Source organism: Roseovarius spongiae, from assembly GCF_003651245.1.
GTDB classification, from domain to species: domain Bacteria; phylum Pseudomonadota; class Alphaproteobacteria; order Rhodobacterales; family Rhodobacteraceae; genus Roseovarius; species Roseovarius spongiae.
Genome location: NZ_RAPE01000005.1, coordinates 13,726 through 32,777, shown reverse-complemented (window position 1 = coordinate 32,777; position 19,052 = coordinate 13,726). Strand labels below are relative to the sequence as shown.

Annotated in this window: 18 protein-coding genes; 4 read left to right on the top strand and 14 right to left on the bottom strand. The window is 67.0% G+C overall.

Going from position 1 to position 19,052, the window contains the following annotated elements; genetic code table 11:
* Positions 1-24 precede the first annotated feature (24 nt).
* The 4 genes from D6850_RS15270 (at position 25) to D6850_RS15255 (ending at position 4,509) form a co-directional block, all read left to right on the top strand.
* Positions 25-1,044, top strand: coding sequence for an amino acid ABC transporter substrate-binding protein (locus D6850_RS15270; RefSeq protein ID WP_121168482.1), 1,020 nt, complete (start codon positions 25-27; stop codon positions 1,042-1,044).
* 123 nt (positions 1,045-1,167) lie between these two features.
* The gene (locus tag D6850_RS15265; protein ID WP_121168481.1) at positions 1,168-2,382 is read left to right on the top strand and encodes an amino acid ABC transporter permease; all 1,215 of its coding nucleotides are present in this window, start codon (positions 1,168-1,170) and stop codon (positions 2,380-2,382) included.
* 3 nt (positions 2,383-2,385) lie between these two features.
* On the top strand, positions 2,386-3,684 hold the full coding sequence (locus D6850_RS15260; protein ID WP_121168480.1) for an amino acid ABC transporter permease: 1,299 nt from the start codon (positions 2,386-2,388) through the stop codon (positions 3,682-3,684).
* 54 nt (positions 3,685-3,738) lie between these two features.
* A complete protein-coding gene (locus tag D6850_RS15255; RefSeq protein ID WP_121168479.1) occupies positions 3,739-4,509 on the top strand; it encodes an amino acid ABC transporter ATP-binding protein in 771 nt (256 codons plus the stop codon).
* A gap of 6 nt (positions 4,510-4,515) precedes the next feature.
* On the opposite strand, the gene D6850_RS15250 is transcribed toward D6850_RS15255, so the two are convergent.
* From D6850_RS15250 to pdxR, 14 genes are all read right to left on the bottom strand, one after another.
* Positions 4,516-5,178 carry a ferredoxin gene (locus tag D6850_RS15250; RefSeq protein WP_342769547.1) on the bottom strand — a complete coding sequence of 221 codons (663 nt, stop codon included), beginning with the start codon at positions 5,176-5,178 and terminating at the stop codon, positions 4,516-4,518.
* Positions 5,154-5,948: a sterol desaturase family protein gene (locus tag D6850_RS15245; protein ID WP_121168478.1), complete on the bottom strand. Its 795-nt coding sequence runs from the start codon at positions 5,946-5,948 to the stop codon at positions 5,154-5,156. The genes D6850_RS15250 and D6850_RS15245 overlap by 25 nt, the downstream gene beginning before the upstream one ends.
* A gap of 39 nt (positions 5,949-5,987) precedes the next feature.
* On the bottom strand, positions 5,988-6,851 hold the full coding sequence (gene argB / locus D6850_RS15240) for an acetylglutamate kinase (RefSeq protein WP_121168477.1): 864 nt from the start codon (positions 6,849-6,851) through the stop codon (positions 5,988-5,990).
* 61 nt (positions 6,852-6,912) lie between these two features.
* The gene (gene yihA / locus D6850_RS15235; protein WP_121168476.1) at positions 6,913-7,566 is read right to left on the bottom strand and encodes a ribosome biogenesis GTP-binding protein YihA/YsxC; all 654 of its coding nucleotides are present in this window, start codon (positions 7,564-7,566) and stop codon (positions 6,913-6,915) included.
* Positions 7,563-8,306: an MOSC domain-containing protein gene (locus D6850_RS15230; RefSeq protein WP_121168475.1), complete on the bottom strand. Its 744-nt coding sequence runs from the start codon at positions 8,304-8,306 to the stop codon at positions 7,563-7,565. Before D6850_RS15230 ends, yihA begins: the two co-directional genes overlap by 4 nt.
* Positions 8,307-10,151, bottom strand: a complete 1,845-nt coding sequence (gene yidC / locus D6850_RS15225; protein ID WP_121168474.1) for a membrane protein insertase YidC — start codon at positions 10,149-10,151, stop codon at positions 8,307-8,309.
* 123 nt (positions 10,152-10,274) lie between these two features.
* Positions 10,275-11,804: a putative bifunctional diguanylate cyclase/phosphodiesterase gene (locus tag D6850_RS15220; protein ID WP_121168473.1), complete on the bottom strand. Its 1,530-nt coding sequence runs from the start codon at positions 11,802-11,804 to the stop codon at positions 10,275-10,277.
* A 112-nt stretch (positions 11,805-11,916) separates the two neighbouring features.
* The gene (gene ccmE, locus D6850_RS15215) at positions 11,917-12,327 is read right to left on the bottom strand and encodes a cytochrome c maturation protein CcmE (protein WP_121168472.1); all 411 of its coding nucleotides are present in this window, start codon (positions 12,325-12,327) and stop codon (positions 11,917-11,919) included.
* Entirely contained in the window at positions 12,327-13,592 is a 1,266-nt protein-coding gene (gene hemA / locus D6850_RS15210; RefSeq protein ID WP_217510733.1) for a 5-aminolevulinate synthase, read from the bottom strand. The genes ccmE and hemA overlap by 1 nt, the downstream gene beginning before the upstream one ends.
* The gene (locus tag D6850_RS15205; RefSeq protein WP_121168471.1) at positions 13,589-14,509 is read right to left on the bottom strand and encodes a tetratricopeptide repeat protein; all 921 of its coding nucleotides are present in this window, start codon (positions 14,507-14,509) and stop codon (positions 13,589-13,591) included. Before D6850_RS15205 ends, hemA begins: the two co-directional genes overlap by 4 nt.
* Entirely contained in the window at positions 14,506-14,949 is a 444-nt protein-coding gene (locus D6850_RS15200) for a cytochrome c-type biogenesis protein (RefSeq protein ID WP_121168470.1), read from the bottom strand. The genes D6850_RS15205 and D6850_RS15200 overlap by 4 nt, the downstream gene beginning before the upstream one ends.
* The gene (locus tag D6850_RS15195; protein ID WP_121168469.1) at positions 14,946-15,506 is read right to left on the bottom strand and encodes a DsbE family thiol:disulfide interchange protein; all 561 of its coding nucleotides are present in this window, start codon (positions 15,504-15,506) and stop codon (positions 14,946-14,948) included. The genes D6850_RS15200 and D6850_RS15195 overlap by 4 nt, the downstream gene beginning before the upstream one ends.
* Positions 15,503-17,506 (bottom strand): heme lyase CcmF/NrfE family subunit, encoded by a 2,004-nt coding sequence (locus D6850_RS15190; RefSeq protein WP_121168468.1) that lies wholly within the window; start codon positions 17,504-17,506, stop codon positions 15,503-15,505. The genes D6850_RS15195 and D6850_RS15190 overlap by 4 nt, the downstream gene beginning before the upstream one ends.
* Entirely contained in the window at positions 17,503-19,002 is a 1,500-nt protein-coding gene (gene pdxR, locus D6850_RS15185) for a MocR-like pyridoxine biosynthesis transcription factor PdxR (protein ID WP_245964208.1), read from the bottom strand. Before pdxR ends, D6850_RS15190 begins: the two co-directional genes overlap by 4 nt.
* Between the last annotated feature and the right edge of the window lie 50 nt (positions 19,003-19,052).

Genomic DNA, 19,052 nt, shown 5'->3' with positions numbered 1-19,052 from the left:
GTGGACAATCAGGAAGAGGTAATCATGAAAAAATCCGTATTTCTTGGCGCACTGACGATCGCCGGGCTTGCCGCGGGCGTTGCCGCGGCGGGGACGCTCGACGACGTCAAGGCGCGTGGGAAGCTGAACTGCGGCGTCACCACCGGGCTTGTCGGCTTCGCCGCGCCGGACGCCAACGGCGAATGGAAAGGCTTTGACGTCGCCGTCTGCCGCGCCGTCGCCGCCGCGGTTCTGAACGACCCCACGGCGGTCGAATTCGTTCCCACCACCGGCAAAACCCGCTTTACCGCCCTCGCCTCGGGCGAAATCGACCTGCTCGCGCGGAACACCACCTGGACCTTCAGCCGCGACGTCGACCTCAAGTTCGAATTCGTCGGCGTCAACTACTATGACGGCCAGGGCTTCATGGTTCCGAAATCGCTGGGCGTCAGCTCCGCCAAGGAACTGGACGGCGCGACCGTCTGCATCCAGACCGGCACCACGACCGAGCTGAATCTCGCGGACTACTTCCGCAAGAACAACATCAGCTATGAGCCGGTCCCGATCGAAACCAGCGCCGAGGGCGCGCAGCAATACCTCGCCGGCGCCTGCGACACCTACACCACCGACGCATCGGGCCTCGCCTCGCTGCGCGCCTCCTTCGAGAACCCGGGCGATCACGTGATCCTGCCCGAGATCATCTCGAAAGAGCCGCTCGCGCCGCTGGTCCGCCACGGTGACAACGAGTGGGCCGACGTGGCGCGCTGGACGCTGAACGCGCTGATCGCCGCCGAAGAGCTCGGCGTCACCTCCGCCAACGTCAACGACATGGCGGCCGAGGCGGGCAACAGCCCCGAGATCAACCGCCTGCTCGGCACCGAGGGCAACCTCGGCGAGATGATGGGCCTCGACGCCAAATGGGCGGTGCGCGCCATCGCGGCGGGCGGCAACTACGGTGAGATCTTCGAGAAGAACATCGGTGAAAACACTCCGATCGGCCTCGCCCGCGGCCTGAACGCGCAGTGGACCGATGGCGGGCTGCTCTACGCCCCCCCGTTCCGCTAGGACAGACAAGCAGGGGCGCGGTCAAGGCCGCGCCCTTCGCACCTCAAGCGTCAAGACAATCCAGGCCCCCGGCGCATCGACGCCATCACAACAACAAGGGCCGGACAACAGGGATGAAAATACATGACCGCACTCACCGACCCTCAAAGGGAGTCGTTCCGCCTGTCGATGCTGATCAACGACACGCGGTACCGGTCGCTGACCTTCCAGGCGATCGCGCTTATCCTGGTGATTTCGCTTTTCGCCTATCTCGGTTCAAACCTGGTCCGGAACCTCGCCGCCGCAGGGCTGAACATCAGCTATAGTTTTCTCGAAGATCCTTCGGGATATGACATCAACCAGACGCTGATCCCCTATACCAGCCGCTCATCGAACCTTCAGGCGGCCTGGGTCGGGATCCTGAACACCCTCCTCGTCGCCGTGCTGGGCTGCATCACCGCGACCGTTCTCGGCGTGATCGCCGGCGTGCTGCGGCTGTCGAAGAACTGGCTCGTGCGCAAGCTGATGTCGGTCTATGTCGAGATTTTCCGCAATATCCCGGTGCTGATCTGGATCCTCATCATCTACGGGATCATGACGGTGTCGCTGCCGGCGCCAAGCGCTTTCCGCGGCGATAACCCCACATCGAGCATGCTGTTCAACCTCTTCGCGTTCACCAACCGCGGGATCTATATCCCCGCCCCGGTCTGGGGGCCCGGTTCGATGATCGTGGTTGCGACCTTCGTCGCCTCGATCATCGCCGTGTTCGCCTATCGCTCCTACGCCAAGAAACTGCTGTTCAGCACCGGCAGACTGCTGCCGACGGGCTGGCCGTCGCTGGCGATCCTGCTCGTGCCGACCATCCTGTTGTTCCTCGTGCTGGGCCGGCCCATCGGGCTCGATATTCCCGAGCTCAAGGGATTCAACTTTGGCGGCGGGATCAAGGTCGGGGCGCCGCTGATCGCGCTCTGGTTCGCGCTGTCGGTCTACACCGGCGCCTTCATCGCCGAGAACGTGCGCGCCGGCATCCTCGCCGTGAGCAAGGGACAGACCGAGGCCGCGGCGGCGCTCGGCCTGCGCCCGCGCCGGATCATGAACCTCGTGATCCTGCCGCAGGCGCTTCGCGTCATCATCCCGCCCTTGATCTCGCAATATCTCAACATCACCAAGAACTCCTCGCTCGCCATCGCGGTCGGTTACGCGGACATCACCGCGACGCTGGGGGGGATCACGCTCAACCAGACGGGCCGCGCCATCGAATGCGTGCTGCTGCTGATGCTGTTCTACCTCGCGATCTCGCTCAGCATTTCGGTCATCATGAACATCTACAACAGCAAGATGAAGCTGAAGGAGCGCTGAGCCATGAGTGATACGCATGCCGAATCCGTCGCTTACGTCCGCGAAACCGCAATCCCGCCCGCTCCTGCGCCCGTCACCGAGGCCGGCGTCGTCGGCTGGCTCCGTCAGAACCTGTTCGCCACCTGGGCCAACGCGGCGCTGACCATCGCGGCGCTCTACGCGATCTACCTGGTCCTGGCGGCGACGCTGCCCTGGGTGCTCGGCGGCGTCTGGACGACCGACAGCCTCACGGAATGCCGCGAGGTGCTACAGGGCCGCAGCGCCGCCTGCTTCTCGGTGCTGACCGAGCGGTGGAACCAGCTCATCTTCGGGTTCAAGTACCCGGACGAATTCTACTGGCGCCCGAGCCTGGCCTTCGTCCTGCTGTTCCTCGCCGCGGCGCCCGTGCTGTTCTTCGACCTGCCGCGCAAGCTGCTGCTGTTCACGGCGGTCTATCCGTTCCTCGCCTACTGGCTGATCTGGGGCGGCACGATCTGGGCGCCGGTATTCGCCGCGCTCGGGCTTGTGGCCGGCTACGTGATCTTCGACCGCTTCGGCAACCAGAACTTCGCCACCGGTTTTCTCGGCGGGATCGCGGCGGCGCTGGTGGTGTGGATCCTCGCGGATTACATCGTGCCGCTGATCGCCTCCGACGATCCGTTGCTGCCGGCGGTGCAGTCGCGCGACATGGGCGGCTTCATGCTGAACATGATCCTCGGGGTGGTCTGCGTGTCGCTGTCGCTGCCGTTCGGCATCGCGCTGGCGCTGGGGCGGCAGTCGAACATGCCGCTGATCAGGTGGATCAGCGTCGTCTTCATCGAGTTCATTCGCGGCGTGCCGCTCATCACGCTGCTGTTCGTGGCGAACGTGGTGCTGGCCTACTTCCTGCCGCCGGGCACGAGTTTCGACCTGATCCTGCGGGTGATCATCATGATCACGATGTTCGCCTCGGCCTATATCGCCGAGGTGATCCGCGGCGGCCTCGCTGCGCTCCCCAAGGGGCAGTACGAGGCGGCGGATTCGCTGGGTCTCGACTACGCGCAGTCGATGCGCCTGATCATCCTGCCGCAGGCGCTCAAGATCTCGATCCCCGGGATCGTCAACGTGTCGGTGGGGCTGTTCAAGGACACCACGCTGGTTTCGATCATCACGATGTTCGACCTGGTCGGCATGATCCGCGGCCCGATCCTCGCTTCGTCGGACTGGAACGGCGTCTACTGGGAGCTGTTCGGCTTCGCCTCGGTCCTGTTCTTCATCACCTGCTACGGCATTTCGCAATATTCACAGTGGCTCGAGCGTCGCCTCACCACCGATCACAGGTAACAGGCCCGCAAGAAGCGCAAGCGACAGGGCAATAAAAACAGGAGGCCACACGACATGGCAGAAGCTGCACCGAAAATGAAGGTCTCGGACGAGGTCGCGATCTCGATCCAGAACATGAACAAGTGGTACGGCACCTTCCACGTGCTGCGCGACATCGACCTCACCGTCTATCGCGGCGAACGGATCGTCATCTGCGGCCCCTCGGGGTCGGGCAAATCGACGCTGATCCGCTGCATCAACGCGCTCGAAGAGCATCAGAAGGGCCGGATCGAGGTGGACGGCACGGTGCTCAGTTCGGACCTCAAGAACGTGGACAAGATCCGCTCGGAGGTCGGCATGTGCTTCCAGCACTTCAACCTCTTCCCGCATCTCACCATCCTCGAGAACTGCACCCTGGCCCCGATCTGGGTGCGCAAGATTCCCAAGAGGGAGGCCGAGGAAACCGCGATGCATTTCCTCGAAAAGGTGAAGATTCCCGAACAGGCGGACAAGTATCCCGGGCAGCTCTCGGGGGGGCAGCAGCAGCGCGTCGCGATCGCCCGCTCGCTCTGCATGAAGCCGCGGATCATGCTGTTCGACGAACCCACATCCGCCCTCGACCCCGAGATGATCAAGGAGGTGCTCGACACCATGATCGAGCTTGCCGAGGAGGGCATGACCATGCTCTGCGTCACGCACGAGATGGGGTTCGCCCGACAGGTGGCGAACCGGGTGATCTTCATGGATGACGGCCAGATCGTGGAGCAGAACGAACCCGAGGAGTTCTTCAACAACCCGCAATCCGACCGCACCAAGCTGTTCCTGAGCCAGATTCTCGGCCACTGAGAGGATTCATCCACCGCCCTTGCCGGCGGGATGAAAGGCGCGCATGTGCAGGGCCGATTGCTCGGCCGTGCGGTCGAACCGCTGGCTGACAGGGCAGGCACGACGCGCGCGGCAGCCTTCCTCCATGCAGTCCCGGCCCGCCGGGCGGTCGAGATGCGCGTGACACGCCGCCACGTCGTAGCCGCGCGCGGCGCTTAGCGCATCGACGGGGCAGGCGGTCAGGCAAGGCTGTCCATCGCATGTCGCGCAAGGCGCGGCGTCGGGCGGTGCGGGCAGCGCGATGACATGGTCAAACCGCAGCGCGCCGCGATAGGACACCATCAGGCCGGCCTCGTCATGCACCAGCATCCCCGCCGGGCTCTGCCACGCGCGCCCCGACGCGATGGCCCAGCGCAGGAACGGCTGGTAGGGCGGCCCGCCGAAGGGAAAGAGCGCCTCGGCGCCCAATTCCGCCGCCATCGCCCCGATCACCCGCTGCGACCAGCGGTCGACCGGGTCGGGCGCGCCGTCGCGCATCTCGGGCGCGTCGCGGAAATGCGGCCAGAAGCCGCGCCCCGGCCCCAGCAGGACGATCGTGCCGCCGCCCTCGCGCAGCCCGCCCATCACCATCAGCCGCGCCTTTGCGGCGGCGTCGATGACGCCGCTCAGTCCCGGCGAAACGGCAGCCACAGGCTCCACCCCAGCTTGGTCGGGCGGTCGTCCTGCCATTCCAGGCCGACCGTCATCCCCTCGTGTCCCTTGCCCGGCTGCGCGCGATAGGTGCCGAAGATCCGGTCCCAGACCGACAGGGCAAAGCCGTAATTGCTGTCATGCTCGGCGCGGATGTCGGAGTGGTGCACCCGATGCATGTCGGGCGTGACCAGCACCTTGCGCAGCGCGGCGTCGAGCCAGCCGGGAAGCGCGAGGTTGGCATGGTTGAACATCGCCGTGCCGTTGAGCACGATCTCGAACGCGACGACCCCGATGGCGGGCGGCCCCAGCAGGTAGACCAGCCCGATCTTCAGCAGCATCGACAGCCCGATCTCGACCGGGTGAAAGCGGATCGCGGTGCTGACGTCGATATCCCGGTCGGCGTGATGCACCCGGTGGATGCGCCACAGGATCGGCACCTTGTGGGTAACGAGATGCTGCGCCCAGATCGCCAGGTCGAAGATCAGGACCGTCAGCACCACGCCAAGCCACAGCGGCAGGCCGAGCGCGTTCATCACCCCCCAGCCCTGCGCCTGGGCATCGATCGCGGCGCCCACCGCCAGCAGCGGCAGCCCCAGGGCGAGCGCGCGCAGCGTCAATGTGTCAAGGACGACGATCCCCCAGTTGGTGAACCAGCGGCGCCGCAGCGGCTCTGCCCGCGCGCGGCGCGGCGCGCGCTGTTCGAGCCACGCGAACAGCGCGAACAGGCCAAGGAAGAACCCCAGCCGCAGGATCGTCTCATGCTCCATGCCTTGAACCTATGTGAAACCGGAGAACGCGCAAGGCCCTCACTCGGCGCGGATCATCGACCCCGCGCCGTGATCGGTGAACAGTTCCAGCAGCGTCGCGTTGGGCGCGCGGCCGTCGATGATCACCACCGCGCGCACCCCGCCCTCGATCGCGGCGAGCGCGGTCTCGGTCTTGGGGATCATGCCGCCGGCGATGACTCCCTCGGCGGTCATGCGGCGGATCTGGTCCGCCGTCAGTTCCGTGACCACCCGCCCCGAGGCGTCGCGCACCCCGTCCACGTCCGTCAGCAGCAACAGCCGGTCGGCCCTGAGCGCGGCGGCGATGGCGCCTGCCATCGTATCGCCGTTGATGTTGAACGTCTCGCCGCTCTCTCCCGCGCCAAGCGGCGCGATCACCGGGATCGCATCGTCCTGGAACAGCGTGTGCAACAGGCGTGGGTCGATCTTTGAGGGCGTGCCGACAAGGCCGAGCGCCGGGTCGGCGGGCGTACAGGTCACGAGGTTCGCATCCTTGCCCGACAGCCCCACCGCGCGGCCGCCCTGCGCGTTGATCGCCTGTACGATGCGCTTGTTCACGCGGCCCGACAGGACCATCTCGACCACTTCCATCGTCGCCGCGTCGGTCACGCGCTTGCCGCCGACGAAATCGGATTTGATCGCGAGCTTGGCCAGCATCTCGTTTATCATCGGGCCGCCGCCATGCACGATCACCGGGTTCACCCCGACCTGGCGCATCAGCACCACATCGCGCGCGAAGGTCTCCATCGCCGTGTCGTCGCCCATCGCGTGACCGCCGAACTTGATGACCACGATCGCGCCGTCATAGCGTTGCAGGTAGGGCAGCGCCTCGGACAGCGTGCGGGCGGTGGCGATCCAGTCGCGGTTCATGTCGCGTTGCTTCATCTCGTTGTCCCTCGTCGCGCCGTTATCGCCGCTGGCGCGACGGCGCGCAAGGCCGCGCCGCTCAGTCGATGCCGGCGATGATGGACCGCAGCACGTCGACGCCCTCGCCCTTCTCGGCCGAGGTCAGCACGATCTCGGGGAAGGCGGCGGGATGTTTGGCGAGCGCGGCGCGCACCTGTTCCAGCACGCGGTCGCGTTCGGCGCCCCTGACCTTGTCGGCCTTGGTCATCACGCATTGGAAGGTGACGGCGGCGCTGTCGAGCAGCGCCATGATCTCCTCGTCCACCGGCTTCACGCCGTGGCGGGTGTCGATCAGCACGAAGGCGCGGCGCAGGGTCTGACGCCCCGACAGGTAGCTTTTCAGCAGGCGCTGCCATTTCTCGACCACCGGCAGCGGCGCGTTGGCATAACCATAGCCCGGCAGATCGACGAGGTAGCATTCCTCGCCCAGTGCGAAAAAGTTGATCTCCTGCGTGCGCCCCGGCGTGTTGGACGCCCGCGCCAGCGCGCGGCGTCCGGTCAGCGCGTTGATCAGCGTCGACTTGCCGACGTTCGAACGCCCGGCGAAACACACCTCGGGGCGGTCGCCGGAGGGTAGGCCGGCCATGTCGACGACGCCTTTGACAAAGCGCGTTTCGCCCGCGAAGAGCCGCCGCCCCCGCTCGGCGATCTCCGCGTCGGGCGTCTTCGCCAGGGGAAAGGGCAGGGCGCTCACGGCAGTTCGATCTCGTCCCCGACGCTGACCCGCCCGCCCTTCGTGACGAAAGTGTAGACGCCGCAGTTCTGGTTGCCGAAATTGGCGTTCAGCGCCTTGAGCGTGTCGCCGTCCGCGCGCCCCGTCTCGGGGTCCGCGGTGGTCGCGCGGCAGCGCTCGATCGGCTCGCGTACCTCGAACTCGGCCTCGCCGATGCGCAGCGTCTTGCCGATCCAGCCGTTCTCCTCCCAGGGGGCCAGCCCCTCGAGGTGGATGTTGCAGCGCCAGCGATGCGGCGACAGCGCCTGCCCCATGTGCATCCCCAGATCGGTGCTGCTGGCGAGGTTGAGAATGCTGACCGAGGGGAACTCCGTATCCGTCATCGCCCGCTCCCGCGCTCTCACGATGCCGGTGGATTGGGCGCGGTTCTCGGGCAGCAGGGGCTTTTCCCATTCGAGGAAGGCGTCGACCTCGGTGTCGGGATCGAAGGTCAGATCGGGCCGCTCCGGGTGGCGCAGGGTGACGGTTCCGGCGGCCTCGTCCGACGTGGCGGTGATCGCCATCAGCGGCAGCACCTTCGCGGCGATGGTCCAGTTGGCCGACGGCCCCCATTCGCCCGGCTCCGCGCGGGTGGCCTCGTGGCTGACGGCCCAGCGGCGGTCCCAGGGCAGCGTGCCGCCGGCGGTCAGCTCGACGCTTTGCAGCGCCTCGCGGCCGTGGCTCTTGATCGGGTGGCGCCAGAGCGCGGCGACATTGGCCATTTACTTTCCTCCCCCCTTGTCCGTCTTGCCGCCGCCGTCGCCGGATTTTCCGGACGGGCTGCGGGCGAAGCTGTCCTTGATGTTGCCAAAGACGTCGGGCTTGTAGCCCTGGCTGCGCATGATCGCGTATTGCTGGATGAAGGTGATCGTGTTGTTCGCGATCCAGTAGAGCACCAGCCCGCTGGCGAAGCTGCCCAGCATGAACATGAATACCCAGGGCATCCAGGCGAAGATCATCTTCTGCGTCGGGTCCGTCGGCGACGGGTTCAGCTTCTGTTGCAGGAACATAGAGATCCCGAGGAACAGCGGCAGCACGCCGATGAAGATCAGCGCCAGGATCGAGCCGGGTTCGGGCGCGGCCCAGGGCAGCAGTCCCCAGAGGTTGTAGAGCGACGAGGGATCGGGCGCGCTCAGGTCGCGGATCCAGCCGATCCACGGCGCGTGGCGCAGCTCGAGCGTGACGAAGATCACCTTGTAGAGCGAAAAGAAGATCGGGATCTGCAACAGGATCGGCAGGCAGCCCGAGGCGGGGTTCACCTTTTCCTTCTTGTAGAGCGCCATCACCTCTTTCTGCATCGCCTGCTTGTCGTCGCCGGCGCGCTCCTTGATCTTCTCCATCTCGGGTTGAAGCTCTTTCATCCGCGCCATGGAGACGTAGGATTTATAGGCCAGCGGCAGCAGCAGCGCCTTGATCAGAACGGTCAGGCCGATGATCGCCCAGCCCATGTTGCCGATGAGCTGGTTCAGCCAGTGCAGCACGGCGAAGATCGGCTTGGTCAGGAAAAAGAACCAGCCCCAGTCGATCGAATCGACGAAGCCCTCGACGCCCTCCTCGTTCTGGTAATGGCGGATCGTGTCCCATTCCTTGGCGCCGGCGAAGAGGCGGGTTTCGGCGCTGGCGCTCGCGCCGGGGGCGAGGCTGACGGTCGGCTGCTTGGTCGTGGTCTGGTAGATGTTGCGCCTCTTGTCCTCGAACATGCTGAGGGAAAAGGGTTTTCCCGGCTCGGGAATGAGCGTCGTCATCCAGTAGTGATCGGTAAACCCGGTCCAGCCATTGGCGGCGACCGCGATATTCTTGTGCTCTCCGGCGCTTTCGAAATCGTCGTAGTCGATTTCGCTCAGCTGGCCGTCGACCATGCGGATCGCGCCTTCGTGCAGGATGAAGAACTGCTTGATGTCCGAAGGAATCCCGTGCCGCGCGAGGATGCCGTAGGGCGCGAGCGTCACGGTCGCGTCACCGGTGTTCTCGACCGATTGGGTGACGTTGAACATGAAGTTGTCGTCGACCGAGATCACCCGGCGGAAGGTCAGCCCCGCGCCGTTGTCCCATGTCAGCGTGACCGGCGTATCCGGGGTCAGCGCGCCGGTTCCCTCCTGCGTCCAGAGGGTGTTGGCGCCCGGCACCGTGTCCGCGCTCAGGCCCTGGCCCGGCGCCCAGCCGAACAACGCGTAATGCGGCTCCTTGCCGCTCACTGGGGTCAGCAGCTCCACGTCCGGCGATTCGGGATCGATCGTCTCGTGGTAGTTCTTGAGCGACAGATCGTCGATCCGCCCACCCTCGAGCGATATGGTCCCCTCTATGCTGGGCGTGTCGATGGCGATGCGCGGCGCGTCGCTCGCCTTGGCCTCGGGGGCAGGGGTTTCCTCCGTGACAACGCCGTCCGCCGCGGCCGGGGCCGAGGCCGGGGCGTTCGCATCCGCCGCGGCCTGGTCGTCCTGCGCGCTGATCGGCGCGTTCGGCTCGACCGGCGCCTGCTCGGGCGGCGGGAAGAGCACGAACCAGATCAGGATCACGAGGAAGCTGAGCGCGGTTGCGAGAATGAGGTTCTTGTTCTGATCGTCCATGCCGGCCGGCCACCACTTGTTTTATGAGGGTCGGGAGGGTTCAACGATTTGTGCGGCCAAAGGTCAAGCGGATTTGCCTGAATCCCCGTCGCCCGCGCGGGTTTCACCACGCCGCGCGCGACCTCAGCCGGTGCGGCGGCCGATCCGCGGAGGCAGGTCCAGCTTCTGCAGGTGGGCGCGGACCCAGTCGATGGTCCGTTCGGGCGGCATCGGGCGGGCGATGCCGAAACCCTGCACGTGCCCGCAGCCCAACTGCCCGAGCATCGCGTGTTCTCCGGCGGTTTCCACGCCTTCGGCCAGCGTGTCGAGCCCCAGCTGCTCGGCCATCAGCAGGATGGTCGCGATCATCCGCTGCTGTTCGGGATCGCGGTCGACCTTCATCACGAAGGAACGATCGATCTTGAGACGCTGCACGTCGAACCGGCGGATCGACGAGATCGAGGCGTGGCCGGTGCCGAAATCGTCTAGGTCGATGCGACAGCCGAGCCGCGACAACGCGGCGATATTGCGCGCCACCGTATCGTCCGGCGCGGTCGACACCACGGTTTCGAGGATCTCCACCGTCAGCCGCTCGGGCGCGAGGCCGAAGCGGTCCAGTTCCCACTCGATCCGTTCGGGCAGCTGCGGATTGCGCAGTTCGTCGGGCGCGAAGTTGACGCCGACAGTGGGCGCGTCGATTCCCGCGGCGTCCCAGGATTTCACCATGCCCAGCGCGCCGTGAAGGATCACCTCGCCCAGCCGCTCGAGGCGGCTCGCCTGTTCCAGCGCCGGCAGGAATTCCGCCGGCGAGACCATGCCGCGGACCGGGTGGTTCCAGCGCGCCAGCGCCTCGAACCCGGTGACCTTGCCGGTATCGGTTGAGATTTGCGGCTGGAACCACGGGCCGATCTGCCCGTTCTCGAGCGCCTCGCATGCGGCGTCGGCGAACGCCGCGTCGCGCAGGACGGGGGGCGCGTGCATCTCGGGCGAATAGGCGCGCAGCGCCGAGGGGCCGTGGCGGCGCGCCTCGGCCAGCGCGGTTTCCGCGGCCTCGATCAGCGCGGGGCCGGTCCTGCGGCGCAGTTGCGTGTCGAGCGCGAGGCCCGCGGACGCGCTGACATAGACGGTCGTTCCGTCAAGCACGAGAGGCTCCTCCAGCGCGGCCTGCACCCGGCCGGCCATGTGCAACCCGTCGCCGAGGTTGAGCCGCCGGACGGGCGCGACCGACACCGCGAAGAGCGGCGGATCGAGCCGGCAGGTCACGTCGCGGCTGCGCAGAACCGACTGCATCCGCGCGAACAGCGTCTGCATCATCTCATCGGTGGCGGCCTGCCCGTGGCGCGCGTTCAATTCGGCGTGATCGTCCAGCTCGAACAGGATGCACCCCGTATGACGCGAGGAATCCACCGCAACGCGCAGGTTGGCGGCGACCGCTTCGGCGAATCCGGCGCGCCCCTCGACCTCGCCCGTCGCGGGGGCCGGGGGCGGTCGCAACCGGGCCAGCGCAAGGCAGGCCGGGTAGCCCAGCGCGACCGCGATCAGCGCCGCCTCTCCGCCGATCCAGAACCCGGCGAGCACCCCGGCCGGCAGCAGCGCCAGCGCGGGCGGCCCCAGAAGGCCATCGCGCAGATGCTGGCCCAGTTCGGGCGGAAACGGGTTGCGCCACGGTTTCATAAGGCAATTCCCCTTCGAGCTTGCCTCGTGACGCTAGCGCGCGCGGCTCAATGCATGCTTAACGCAAACCGGGCGGCGCGCTGGAATCTCCGTCGTATTTTAGTGATCCGGCTCAGGGCGAAAGATCGGCGAGTTCGCGCGGCATGTAATCCTCGTCGTGCTTGGCGAGGATTTCCGTCGCCCGGAATTCCCCGTCCCGCAGGGCGCCGGTCGCGATGGCGCCCTCGTTTTCGGCGAACAGATCGGGCAGCAGGCCGCTGTAGGATACCGCGATGGCCTGCTCCCCGTCCGTCAGCCTGAACCGGACCGAGGCGCCGTCCCGCACGAGGCTTCCCGGTTCCACCATGCCGCCCAGCCGGAAAATTTCGGCGGCGTCGGGCGCGGTGGCCAGCGCCTGGGACGGGGTGCGAAAGAACTGGATGCCGTCGCGCATGGCATAGCCGATCAGCGTCGTCGCCAGCACAAGCGCGACGCTGGCGAACGCGATCAGCCGGACGCGGCGGGCTTTGCGCAGGCTGGCCATCAGGGCGCCCTCCCGGCATGGACAAAGGGCAGTTGCAACTCCTTCCAGCATTGCGCCAGCGCCGCCGCCAGATCGTCCATCATCGCATCGGTATGCAGCGGCGAGGCGGTCATGCGCAGCCGTTCGGCGCCGCGCGGAACGGTGGGATAGTTGATCGGCTGAAGATAGATGGCGTGGTTGTCCAGCAGCCGGTCGCACAGCGCCTTGCACTTGACCGGGTCGCCCACAATTACCGGCACGATATGGCTGGGCGCGTCGAGGAAGGGTATCCGGTTGTCGCGCAGCAGGCCACGCAGGCGCGTGGCGCGTTCCCGCAGGGCCGCGCGTTCGGTCTCGCTCTGGCGCAGGTGGCGGACGGAAGCCAGCGCGCCCGCGGCCACGGCGGGAGGAATGGCGCTGGTGAAGATAAAGCCGTTGGCGTGGCTGCGGATCGCGTCGATGACGGAGGCGCGCGCCGCGATGTAGCCGCCGATCACGCCGTAGGCCTTGGCCAGCGTCCCCTGGATGATGTCGATCCGGTCGGCCAGCCCCTCGCGTTCGGCGACGCCCGCGCCGGTCGGGCCGTACATGCCCACGGCGTGCACCTCGTCGAGATAGGTCAGCGCGCCGAAGTCGCGGGCGATGTCCACGATCTCGTTGATGGGGGCGATGTCGCCATCCATCGAATAGACCGACTCGAACGCGATGATCTTGCACCGCTCGCGCGGGATCTCCGCCAGCAACTCGCGCAGGTGGTTCATGTCGTTATGCCGGAAGATGCGCTTTTCCGCGCGGCTGGCCAGCACGCCCTGGATCATCGAGGCGTGGTTCAGCGCGTCCGACAGGATCACGCAATCCGGCAGCAGTTGCCCCAGCGTCGAGATGGTGGCGAGATTGGCGAGGTAGCCGCAGCCGAAGACCAGCGCGCCCTCCTTGCCGTGCAGCGCGGCCAGTTCACGCTCCAGCGCCACGATCGGCCCGTGATTGCCGGAAATGTTGCGCGTGCCCCCCGCGCCGGCGCCGAAATCGTCGATCGCGCGCTTCATCGCGGCGCGCACCTCTGGATGCTGGCCCATCCCGAGGTAATCGTTGGAGCACCAGACGGCGATGCGGCGGTTCTCGGCCCCCGCCACGGCCATCGACCACGGAAAGCTGCCGACGATGCGGTTGTGTTCCTGAAAGACGCGATAGCGACCTTCGCTCAAAAGGGTGTCCACCGATTGCTGCATCAGGCCGGCGTAATCCGGCAATCCGGCGATGCCGGGATGGCTGTCGTCGAACGTCATGGCTTTCCTCCCCCGATTTCGGTCAGCAATGTCCTTACCTCCCCGGCGGCCGGATGATCCGGCTGCAAACGCACGACCAGCCATTCCAGGTCGGTCTTTGCCGCGGTCGGTCGGCCCAATTGCAGGTTCAGCAGGCTGCGATACCAGCGCGCTTCGGCCATGTCGGGAACGGCCTCAAGCACGTCCTCGACCTGCGCCAGCAGTTCGACGGCCGGCGGCGCGTCCGGGGATTCCACCACCATGCGCAGATAATTCATGCGGAATTCCAGATCATCGGGATACTGATCGGCGGCGGCTTTCAGCACCTCGGGCGCCTCGGCCTCGCGGCCCAGCACGCCATAGCTGCGCAAAAGCATGCGGTAATCGTCGGGCGAGGCATCGCCGTCCCAGACGCGCGCTTCCAGGCGCGCGACCATGGCCGCGATGTCGGGCGCGCCATCGGCGTCCACCGGCATGCCCGCGGGGGTCGCGATCGGAACGCCGCCGTCCTCGTGCGGCGAGCGGGTCATGTCGATATCCTCGGACGAGGCGACGGCGCTGACGCCGAACGCCGCCGCGACGATGCAGGCGGCGGTCAACGCCGACGCGACGCCCCCGGGCATATGCGTATCCCGCAGCGCGGCGGGGGCGAAGGCCTCGCGCGCACGGCGCAGGGCCTTGAGCGCGCCTTCGGCCTCGGCGGCGAGGCGGGCGTTGTTGCGGCCGTGGACGGCCGCGTCGATCCGCCCTTCGGCCAGGGCGATGTCATTGTCGCGCAGCTGATCGGTCAGCCGGTCCTTTTCGTGCTGCCACCGCGCCACCGGATCGCGGCTTTCCACGCCAAGGCCCATCGCGCGGTTGGCGGCGGGACGGAACAGCGGCGCCACGACAAGGCCGGTGGCCAGCAGCACGAGGCATGCCGCGAGGATCGTCATCATGGCTCCATCTCCTCCAGATCGCGAACCGACAGCGGATTGCGCAACGGGCCAGCGGCCGGGCCGCGCCGTTTCAGTCGCCGGACCAGGACAAGGCCCAGCCCCGCGCCGCCGACCGCCAGCAGCGCCGGGATCCACCAGATCACGAAACCCGGCCCCGAGGCGGGCGGCGACAGCAGCACGTAATCGCCATAGCGGGTCTGGAAGAACGACATGATCTCGGCATTGCTGCGCCCCTCCGCCGTCTGTTCGCGCACGAGATCCAGCATCTCGCGCGCCGTGCCGGAATGGGAATCGAGGATGTTCTCGCTCTGGCACACCGGGCAGCGCAGTTGCGTGGCGACCTCGCGCACGCGGGCCTCTTGCGGGTCTTCCCCCACCAGCGCCCCGGCATCGAGCGGCGCCGCCAGCAGCAGCGCGATCAGGATCAACACATGTCTCATGGCGTCACCCCGATTTTGGGCAACGCCCTTGCCAGAACCGCGTCGGTCAACGGTCCGGCATGGCGCATCTGCACGGTGCCGCCTGCATCGACAAAGAAGGTTTCGGGCATGCCATAGACGCCGAAATCTATGCCCAGCCGCCCCTTGCCGTCATAGCCCGACGGATAGGGAAAGGCCCCTTCGCGCGCCAGGTAGCCCTGCGCGCGGTCCGGATCGTCGCGGTAGTTGACGCCGGCGACCCGGAAATCGCCCTGCGCCGCGCTTCTCAGCCCCAGCCGGATCAGTTCGTCATGTTCGTGCCGGCAGGACACGCACCAGGACGCCCAGAAGTTCAGCACCAAGGGCTTGCCCTTGAACGCGGCCGAGTCAAGCGTGCCTTCCTGCGCGAGGTATGGGATCTCGAAGCTCGGCATGGACCGCCCTTCCAGCGCCGAGGGCAGCTTGCCGGGGTCGCGCGTCAGCCCGACGGCCAGCAGCACGGGCAGGGCCAGCATCAGCGCGCCCAGGAAATACTTCCAGCGGATCGGGCGTTTCGCGGGGTGTACGGTATCGGTCATTCCGCGGGCACTCCTTCGGGTTCCGGCGCGGGCTTGCGCGCGGAGCGGCGGGTGCGCGTGCGCTCGCTCAGCGACAGGCCGGCGCCCAGCAGCACGATGGCCCAGCCGGCCCAGATCCACGACACCAGCGGGTTCCAGAAAATCCGCGCCACCAGCCGCCCGTCGGGGGATTCGTCGCCCATCACCGCATAGAGGTCGCCGCCCCAGAGCTGGCGCAGCGCGACCTCGGTGGTGGTCATTTCGCGGATCGGATAGAAACGTTTCTCGGGCGCCAGCTCGAACAGCGGCTGGCCGTCCCTGGCCACGCTGAAGGTCGCGCGGCGGCCCCGGTAGTTCGGATCAGTGATGTTTTCCAGGTCCCGCAGGGTGACGATGTAGCCGGCTATCGCGACGGAATCGCCGCGCCGCATCTCGACCGTGGCCTGGGACTGGAACAGGCCGGAACCGACCATACCGGCGGCGATCGCCACCATCCCCAGATGCACGATCAGCCCGCCGAAGCGGCGGCGCGACCGGCCCAGCACGATTCCCGCCGCGCCGAGCCAGGATACGCCGCCCGAGCGATGCCGCGCCGCGATCCCCAGCCGCATGTCGCCCAGCGTCGCCGTGGCCGTAAAGCCGACGCCCGCGATCGCCAGCACCGTCAGCGGCGCGCGCAGCCCGATCGCGAGGCAGGCCGTGACGGCCAGCGCCGCCACCGCCAGCGGCGCGCGGAAATGGCGCAGCACGCGGGCTGGCGCCATGCCGCGCCAGGGGATCGACGGGCTGAACGCCATCAGGAACAGCAGCGCCACCATGATCGGCACGACCACCGTGTTGAAATAGGGCGCGCCGACGCTGAGCTTCTGCCCGGTGAACACCTCGACCGCCAGCGGGAACAGCGTGCCGATCAGCACCGTCGCGGCCACGATCAGCAGCAACACGGAATTGGCCAGGATCGCGGTCTCGCGCGACAGCGCGCTTTCAAGCTCGCCCTCGGATTCCAGCATCTCGGCGCGCCAGATGATCAGCCCGTAGCCCACCACCATCGCGACGAACAGGAATCCCAGCATATAGGCGCCCCGCCCCGGATCGACGGCGAAGGCATGCACCGAGGTCAGCACGCCCGACCGCACGAGGAACGTGCCCAGCAGCGTCAGCAGGAAGGTCGTGATCACCAGGAACACGTTCCAGGTGCGGAACATCCGGCGCTTTTCCTGGACCATCATCGAATGGAGCAGCGCCGTGCCCGCAAGCCACGGCATCAGCGAGGCGTTCTCGACCGGGTCCCAGGCCCAGTAGCCGCCCCAGCCGAGCTCGTAATAGGCCCAGTAGCCGCCGAAGATGATGCCGGAGGTCAGCGCCGTCCACGCGAAGAGCGTCCAGCGGCGCACCGCCGTCACCCACTCCAGCCCTACCTGCCCACGGATCAGCGAGGCGACGGCGAAGGCGAACGGCACCGCAAAGCCGACATAGCCGAGATAGAGCACCGGCGGGTGAAAGGCGAGCCCGGGATCCTGCAACAGCGGGTTCAGGTCGCGGCCATTGGCCGGAACCGGCGTCAGGCTCAGGTAAGGGTTCGACAGGAACACGATGAAGGCGAGAAAGCCGAACTGGATGGCGGCCAGCGTGACGATGATCCAGGGCATCGACAGCGGGTGATCGCGCCAGTGCAGCCAGAGCGCGGCGGCGGTGAACAGCGCCAGATACCATGCCCATAACAGCAGCGAACCCTCATGCGCGCCCCAGAGCGCGGTGAGGCGATAGAGCAGCGGCAGGTCGAGATTGCTGTTCTGCGCCACGTAGGCGACGCTGAAATCCGAGGTCACGAAGGCATGGATCAGCGTCGCCGCCCCAAGGCTCAGCAGGACGAAATTGGCGTACATCGCGTTGCGCGCCGCCGTCAGCCGCGCGGGCGAGGCCCGGCGCACCGACAGCACCGCCTGCGCGATCGCGAAGAGGCACAGCACCAGCGCCAGGCTGGTCGCCACCTGTCCGAGCTTGGCCCATGTCAGGATCATTGCGTCCGCGCCCCCTCTTGCATGCATCCGGCAAGGGCCGCCATCGCCAGCCGGATGCGTTTCTCGTCCACCGCCGCATAGCCCATAAGCAGGTGATCGCGGTGGCGGCGGTTCCGCGGCGAAATCCACGAGGCGCTTGTGCCCGGCAGGTGGACACCGATGCGTTGCAGCGCCGCCAGCTTTTGCAGGCGTTCCGCCGCGTCGGGTTGCGGCAGGCGCCAGGACAGGTGCATCCCGGCGCGGTGACCAAAGGTCTCGGACCCTGGGAAAAGCTGCGCGATCTCTTCCAGCAGAACGTCGCGGCGCGCCATGTAGATCGCGCGGATCCGGCGCAGGTGTCGGCGGAACCCGCCATTGCCCATGAAATCGGCCATCGCCGCCTGTTCCAGCCAGGGCGCGCCATTGCTGAAGAGCTGCTTCCAGTCGCTCAGCAGGCGGCGCGTGCCGGGCGAGGCGATGACAAAGCCCAGCCGCAGCCCCGGCCCGAACGACTTGGCGAACGTGCCGAGGTAGAGCACATGCCCCGACCGGTCGAGCCCGCGCAACGCCGAGAGCGGCGCGCCCTCATAGCGGAATTCGCCGTCATAGTCGTCCTCGATGATCAGGCTGTCGGTGCGCACGGCCCAGTCCAGCAGCCGCAGACGCCGCTCCAGCGACATGGTCACGCCGATGGGGAACTGGTGCGACGGCGTGACGTAAAGCAGCGAAGGCCCGGTGTCGGGCAGCTTGTCCACCTCGATCCCGTGGCGGTCTATGGGCACCGGCGTGCAGGCGTAGCCGAGTGCGTGGAACAGGAAACGCGCGCCCTGGTAGGTCGGGTCTTCGTGCAGGAACGCCCTGTGGCGCCCGGCAAAGGCCCGCGCGATCAGCGACATGGAATCCTGCGTGCCGCCGGTGATGACGATGTCGTCGGGTTCGGCGCTGATGCCGCGCGCCGGGCCGATGTGATCCGTGATCGCCTGGCGCAGCTCCGGCAGCCCCTGCGGATCGGTGTAGCAGGCGATGCGTCCCCCGCCGTAGCGCAGCTTGGCCTCAAGCGTGCGGCGCCATTCGCGGGCGGGAAAGGCTTTCGGCTCGGTCCCGCCGATCCAGAAATCCGTCGTCAGGCGCGTGTCCTTGGGGTTTCTCACCTTCTGGATCCGCGAGGGCGGCGCGATCTCGGGGCGGAACGGCGTGTCCTGCGGGGTCAGCGCATCGCCCGCCGCAAAGCCGGCGGCGCGCATTGAGGCTTCGGGCAGGTTGGTGCTGACGAAGGTGCCGACATTGGCGCGGCTTTCGATATAGCCCTCGCTCAGCAGTTTTTCATAGGCGATGATGACGGTGTTGCGCGACACGCCCAGTTGTTCGCTGAGCGTCCGCGATCCGGGCACCGGCGCGCCGCTTGGCAATATGCCGTCAAGGATCAGCTTGCGGAACTCTTCATAGACCTGTGTCTGAAGGGTGCGGGTATCGTCTGGGTTTATTGCAAGCACGACCTGCATTGCCTGGACCTCCACCGGACCCACCGTATCATGAAAAATTTATGTTTTCATGGGTCCAGCAGAGG

Excerpts from the sequence above, each read along its gene's own strand:
- D6850_RS15190 (WP_121168468.1), bottom strand. The coding sequence starts at position 17,506 with ATGATCCTGACATGGGCCAAGCTCGGACAGGTGGCGACCAGCCTGGCG.
- D6850_RS15200 (WP_121168470.1), bottom strand. The coding sequence starts at position 14,949 with ATGAGACATGTGTTGATCCTGATCGCGCTGCTGCTGGCGGCGCCGCTC.
- D6850_RS15255 (WP_121168479.1), top strand. The coding sequence starts at position 3,739 with ATGGCAGAAGCTGCACCGAAAATGAAGGTCTCGGACGAGGTCGCGATC.
- D6850_RS15205 (WP_121168471.1), bottom strand. The coding sequence starts at position 14,509 with ATGATGACGATCCTCGCGGCATGCCTCGTGCTGCTGGCCACCGGCCTT.
- D6850_RS15265 (WP_121168481.1), top strand. The coding sequence starts at position 1,168 with ATGACCGCACTCACCGACCCTCAAAGGGAGTCGTTCCGCCTGTCGATG.
- D6850_RS15245 (WP_121168478.1), bottom strand. The coding sequence starts at position 5,948 with ATGGAGCATGAGACGATCCTGCGGCTGGGGTTCTTCCTTGGCCTGTTC.
- D6850_RS15220 (WP_121168473.1), bottom strand. The coding sequence starts at position 11,804 with ATGAAACCGTGGCGCAACCCGTTTCCGCCCGAACTGGGCCAGCATCTG.
- D6850_RS15270 (WP_121168482.1), top strand. The coding sequence starts at position 25 with ATGAAAAAATCCGTATTTCTTGGCGCACTGACGATCGCCGGGCTTGCC.
- ccmE (WP_121168472.1), bottom strand. The coding sequence starts at position 12,327 with ATGGCCAGCCTGCGCAAAGCCCGCCGCGTCCGGCTGATCGCGTTCGCC.
- D6850_RS15260 (WP_121168480.1), top strand. The coding sequence starts at position 2,386 with ATGAGTGATACGCATGCCGAATCCGTCGCTTACGTCCGCGAAACCGCA.
- hemA (WP_217510733.1), bottom strand. The coding sequence starts at position 13,592 with ATGACGTTCGACGACAGCCATCCCGGCATCGCCGGATTGCCGGATTAC.
- D6850_RS15230 (WP_121168475.1), bottom strand. The coding sequence starts at position 8,306 with ATGGCCAATGTCGCCGCGCTCTGGCGCCACCCGATCAAGAGCCACGGC.
- yidC (WP_121168474.1), bottom strand. The coding sequence starts at position 10,151 with ATGGACGATCAGAACAAGAACCTCATTCTCGCAACCGCGCTCAGCTTC.
- argB (WP_121168477.1), bottom strand. The coding sequence starts at position 6,851 with ATGAAGCAACGCGACATGAACCGCGACTGGATCGCCACCGCCCGCACG.
- D6850_RS15195 (WP_121168469.1), bottom strand. The coding sequence starts at position 15,506 with ATGACCGATACCGTACACCCCGCGAAACGCCCGATCCGCTGGAAGTAT.